This is a genomic window from Finegoldia magna (assembly GCF_018371055.1).
In the GTDB taxonomy this organism is placed as follows: domain Bacteria; phylum Bacillota; class Clostridia; order Tissierellales; family Peptoniphilaceae; genus Finegoldia; species Finegoldia magna_I.
In genome coordinates, this window is the sequence record NZ_JAGYZD010000136.1 from 1 (window position 1) to 4,725 (window position 4,725).

General features: G+C 34.7%; 5 protein-coding genes. All 5 read left to right on the forward strand.

Annotated elements, in window-relative coordinates:
• The first annotated feature begins 76 nt into the window (after nucleotides 1-76).
• The gene (locus KHW44_RS06490) at nucleotides 77-628 is read left to right on the forward strand and encodes a DUF2815 family protein (RefSeq protein WP_304067427.1); all 552 of its coding nucleotides are present in this window, start codon (nucleotides 77-79) and stop codon (nucleotides 626-628) included.
• Nucleotides 629-639: 11 nt separating this feature from the next.
• On the forward strand, nucleotides 640-831 hold the full coding sequence (locus tag KHW44_RS06495; protein ID WP_066130563.1) for a hypothetical protein: 192 nt from the start codon (nucleotides 640-642) through the stop codon (nucleotides 829-831).
• Between the two features lie 2 nt (nucleotides 832-833).
• Entirely contained in the window at nucleotides 834-2,765 is a 1,932-nt protein-coding gene (locus KHW44_RS06500) for a DNA polymerase (RefSeq protein ID WP_304067433.1), read from the forward strand.
• Between the two features lie 13 nt (nucleotides 2,766-2,778).
• Nucleotides 2,779-3,102 carry a DUF4406 domain-containing protein gene (locus KHW44_RS06505; RefSeq protein ID WP_198145774.1) on the forward strand — a complete coding sequence of 108 codons (324 nt, stop codon included), beginning with the start codon at nucleotides 2,779-2,781 and terminating at the stop codon, nucleotides 3,100-3,102.
• A partial coding sequence (locus KHW44_RS06510; RefSeq protein ID WP_304067439.1) for a DNA primase occupies nucleotides 3,103-4,725 on the forward strand: 1,623 nt, incomplete at its 3' end.

Genomic DNA, 4,725 nt, shown 5'->3' on the forward strand with positions numbered 1-4,725 from the left:
ACCTTAGTAAGCATTGATGACAAGCGAGAAGAAGTAAAAATTGACAATGTTAAAGAAGAATTTGGAGGTAAATAATATGTCAAATATCAATAAAACAAAAGTAATTACAGGTGAAGTTAGATTATCTTATGCGAATGTTTGGGAACCAAAGTCAATTAATGGGAGCAAAGAACGATATTCAGTGTCTGTCATTATCCCAAAGAGTGATCAAAAGACAATCGAAAAAATTGAAAAAGCAGTGGATGCTGCTATTGATGAAGGACTTTCTAAATTTAATGGAAAGAAACCAAATAAGAAAGCTATCAAACTTCCATTAAGAGATGGTGACACGGAAAAAGATGATGAGGCTTATGCTGATGCATACTTCTTAAATGCTAACTCTATGACAGCACCTCAAATTGTGGATAAAAATGTAGAACCAATTCTTGATAGAAGTGAAGTCTACTCAGGAGTTTATGCAAGAGTATCTCTTAATTTCTATGCCTACAATATAAATGGAAATAAGGGCATAGCGGTTGGGCTAGGGAATATTCAAAAGCTAAGAGATGGTCAACCTCTAGGAAATAGGTCTAATGCAGCAGATGACTTCGATGCTATGGACGATGATGACGAAGATTTCTTAGCATAGGAGGATTTTATATGAAAGAAACAATCTTAGCTATTTTGATGGGATTATGGTCTTACTACTGGTATAAGTTAGGCTATGTTCAGGCTCAAATTAACGAAACAGAAAAGAGAATCAGGGAAATTTATAGAGATATAGAGAAACGATTGGATGAAACGCAAAGAACTATTGATAAATGCATCCAATCATTGGACGAAATTAAATAAAAATGAAAAAAATATCAATAGATCTTGAGACCTATTCTTCAGTTGATTTAGGCAAAAGTGGTGTATACAAATATGCCGAGAGTGAGGATTTTGAAATCCTCCTCTTTGCCTACTCTGTTGATGATAAAGAAGTTAAGGTCATAGATTTGGCAAGTGAAGAGATTATTCCTGAAGAAATATTATTAGCACTTAGTGATGAAAGTATAGAAAAGTGGGCCTTTAATGCAAACTTTGAAAGGGCATGTTTATCAAGATTTTTAGGTAAGAGACTAAAACCTCAAGGTTGGTACTGCACTATGATTTGGTCAGCTTATCTTGGGCTTCCTCTATCGCTTGAAAAAGTAGGAGAGGTTTTGAAACTAGACAAGCAAAAGATGAGTGAAGGAAAGGCTCTTATAAGATATTTTTCTATTCCTTGTAAACCAACTAAAACCAATGGTATGAGGACAAGAAATCTACCACATCACGACTTAGAAAAGTGGTCTACCTTTAAGGAATATAACCATAGAGATGTGGAAACAGAAATGGAGATTAAGAAAAAATTATCAGCCTTTCCTATGCCTCAATCAGAATGGGAAAACTACTGGATAGACCAGAATATCAACGATAGAGGAATTTTAATTGATGAAATTTTAGTTGATTCGGCTATTAAATTTGATGAAATTTTACGAGAAGAAAATATGGATAGAGCCATAGAATTAACTGGTCTTGAAAATCCAAATTCTCCCTTACAGCTAAAAGAATGGCTAAATAAAAAAGGCTTAGAGATAGATTCCTTAGCTAAAAAAGATGTAGAGTCTGCTCTTAAAAATGCTGAAGGAGATATTAAAGAAGTATTGGAACTTAGACAAGAATTGTCTAAGTCTTCAGTTAGAAAATATGATGCTATGAAAAATGTAAGAGGAAAAGATAACCGAGCAAGAGGTCTGATCCAATTTTATGGTGCAAATAGAACTGGAAGATATTCTGGAAGGCTTATTCAAGTTCAAAACTTAAGAAGAAACAATCTAAAAGACTTAGAACTAGCTAGGAGTCTTGTAAAAAATAGAGATTACGAAACTATGGATATTCTCTATGAATCTCAGTCCGATATTTTATCTCAACTAATAAGGACAGCCTTTATACCAAAAGAAGGCACCAGGTTTATTATTTCAGACTTTTCAGCGATAGAGGCCCGAGTACTTGCATGGCTTGCAGGAGAACAATGGGTACTAGATGCATTTGAAAATGGAGAAGATATCTATTGCAGAACAGCATCGAGGATGTTTGGAGTGCCAGTTGAAAAGCATGGAGTAAATGGTCATCTCAGACAAAAAGGAAAGATAGCGACTTTAGCTTGTGGCTATCAAGGAGCCTTAGGCGCTCTTAAAGCAATGGGTGGTATTGAGATGGGTTTATCTGAAGATGAACTTCAATCAATAGTCGATTCCTGGCGAGAGGCTAATTCAAATATAGTAAGTCTTTGGTGGGACATAGATGCAGTGATAAAAAGAGTTGTAAAGACTAGAGCTAAAGAAGAATATAGGAGCCTAGTTATTAGCTATGAAAAAGGCATCCTATTTATAGAACTACCCTCAAAAAGACGACTTGCTTATCCAAAGGCAAAAATCGGGATGAATCGATTTGGTGGAGAATCAATTGTCTATGAAGGAATTGTAGTAGGAAATAAATGGGACAAGATAGAATCCTACGGCGGTAAATTTGTAGAAAACATAGTTCAAGCAATAGCCAGAGATATTTTAGCTGAGGCTATGATGAGACTTGAAAAAAAAGGATTTAATATCGTCATGCATATCCATGACGAAGTTGTAATAGAAAGTGATTCATCTAGTATCGAGGAAGTAAATGAAATCATGTCCATAGTTCCTAGCTGGACACCTGGACTTATTCTCGATGCAGATGGGTTTGAAAGTGAATTTTATAAGAAAGATTAATGGAGGTAGCTTAATGAAAAAAACTAAATACTATCCCTTGGTATATATCTGCAGTCCATTTTCTGGAGATGTTGAAAATAATGTCAACAAGGCACAGAAGTACTCTCGATATGCTTTGGATAAAGGAAATATTCCCATAGCACCACATCTTTTGTTTCCTCAGTTTATGAGTGACGAAAGTGAGAGAAGGCTTGCTATGCATTTTAATTATGTCCTCTTAGGAAAATGTGAAGAAGTGTGGGTCTTTGGTGACAACATAAGTCCTGGAATGGCAGAAGAAATAAAGATTGCTGAGAATAGAAATATGAAAATCAAATATATTGGGGAGGTAGCATAATTGAAAATATACACTTCAAACGTAGTAGGGGTTGAATCAAACTGCATTTACCTAAATGAAATTGATGCAGTAGATGTTAGGTCTTTTGAGAAAGCTGCAAGTTTTGACCATGTAATGGCTAAGTATAAAAATTCCTACAGGTCTAATGATAATTTTATAGAGTCAGAATGTGTTCCCATGGATATAGACAACGACCATTCAGAAAATCCAGATGATTGGATTTCAGCTAATGATTTAAAGAGAATATTTGATGGAGTTAAATTTGCCATAGTTTACAGCAGAAACCATAGGAGAGAAAAGAATGGAAAAGCTGCAAGACCAAGAATGCACATATATTTTCCAATACCTAAGGTCACAAATTTAGCTGAATATGTAGGAATCAAAGAAAAATTATCAGAGACTTATACTTTTTTTGATGGTAATGCCTTAGATGGGGCGAGATTTTTCTTTGGAGTTAAGAATCCTGCTGTTGAAATAGTTAGGGGAAGGAAATATGTAACAGAAATTCTAAAAGATGACTTTGAGGATTTTGATAACTCTCAAGACTTAATTCAGCAAGGTTCTAGAAACTCAACTATGAACCATTTTGCTGGTAGGGTTCTAGTTCGATATGGAAATACAGGTGAGGCAAGAGAATTATTCGATAAAAAAGCATCACTTTGTTCTCCACCACTTCCAGATGATGAGCTAGAACAAATATGGAGGTCTGCTTGTAAATTCTATAAAAAAATAGCTGCAAGTGAAGATTATGTTCCACCTAAAGAATACACTGAAGGCATAAATTTAAGGCCTTCTGAATTTTCAGATATAGGTCAAGCAGAAGTTTTTGTAAGAGAATATAAAGACAGAATTCGTTTTTCACCTTCTACAGGTTTTCTTGTTTACAACAATTCCTATTGGGAGGAATCTGAACTAAAAGCACAAGGATGTTCTCAAGATTTAGTGTTAAAACAGATAGAAGAAATAGACAATGAACTTTTGAAGATGGATGAAGACATTAAGAAATCTGGAGTTAGAGATATTATGGCCTCAATGAGTGAGAAAAAGGCAATGGAGGTTTTTGATAAAAGTCAAAAATCTATATACTATAAACTTATCTCTTTAGAGGCTTATAAGAAATATGCTGTAAAACGAGGTGACACTAGAGCCATTCATGCAACTTTAAAGGAATCGAAACCAATGTTAGAAATAGACCAAAGAGAACTTGATACGGATGAGTTCTTGTTAAATACTCCTTCTTTTACAGTTAATTTGAAAACTGGAGAATGCAGAGAGCATAAGGCAGATGACTATATAACCAAAGAAACATCTGTAGATCCAAGTGATGAAAATATGGATATATGGCTTGATGCCTTGGATACTTTTTTTGTAAAAGATAGTGAACTTATAGAATATGTGCAGAAAGTAGCAGGGATATCTCTAATAGGAAAGGTATATATTGAGGCTCTCATTATAGCTTATGGCGATGGAAGAAATGGCAAATCCACTTTTTGGAATACCATCTCAAGAGTTCTAAATTTATATAGTGGGTCAATCTCGGCAGATATTCTTACAGTTAATTCTAAGAGAAATGCCAAGCCAGAACTTGCTGAAACAAGAGGTAAAAGGCTTTTAATTGCAGCT

Excerpts from the sequence above, each read along its gene's own strand:
- KHW44_RS06495 (WP_066130563.1), top strand. The coding sequence starts at position 640 with ATGAAAGAAACAATCTTAGCTATTTTGATGGGATTATGGTCTTACTAC.
- KHW44_RS06505 (WP_198145774.1), top strand. The coding sequence starts at position 2,779 with ATGAAAAAAACTAAATACTATCCCTTGGTATATATCTGCAGTCCATTT.
- KHW44_RS06500 (WP_304067433.1), top strand. The coding sequence starts at position 834 with ATGAAAAAAATATCAATAGATCTTGAGACCTATTCTTCAGTTGATTTA.
- KHW44_RS06490 (WP_304067427.1), top strand. The coding sequence starts at position 77 with ATGTCAAATATCAATAAAACAAAAGTAATTACAGGTGAAGTTAGATTA.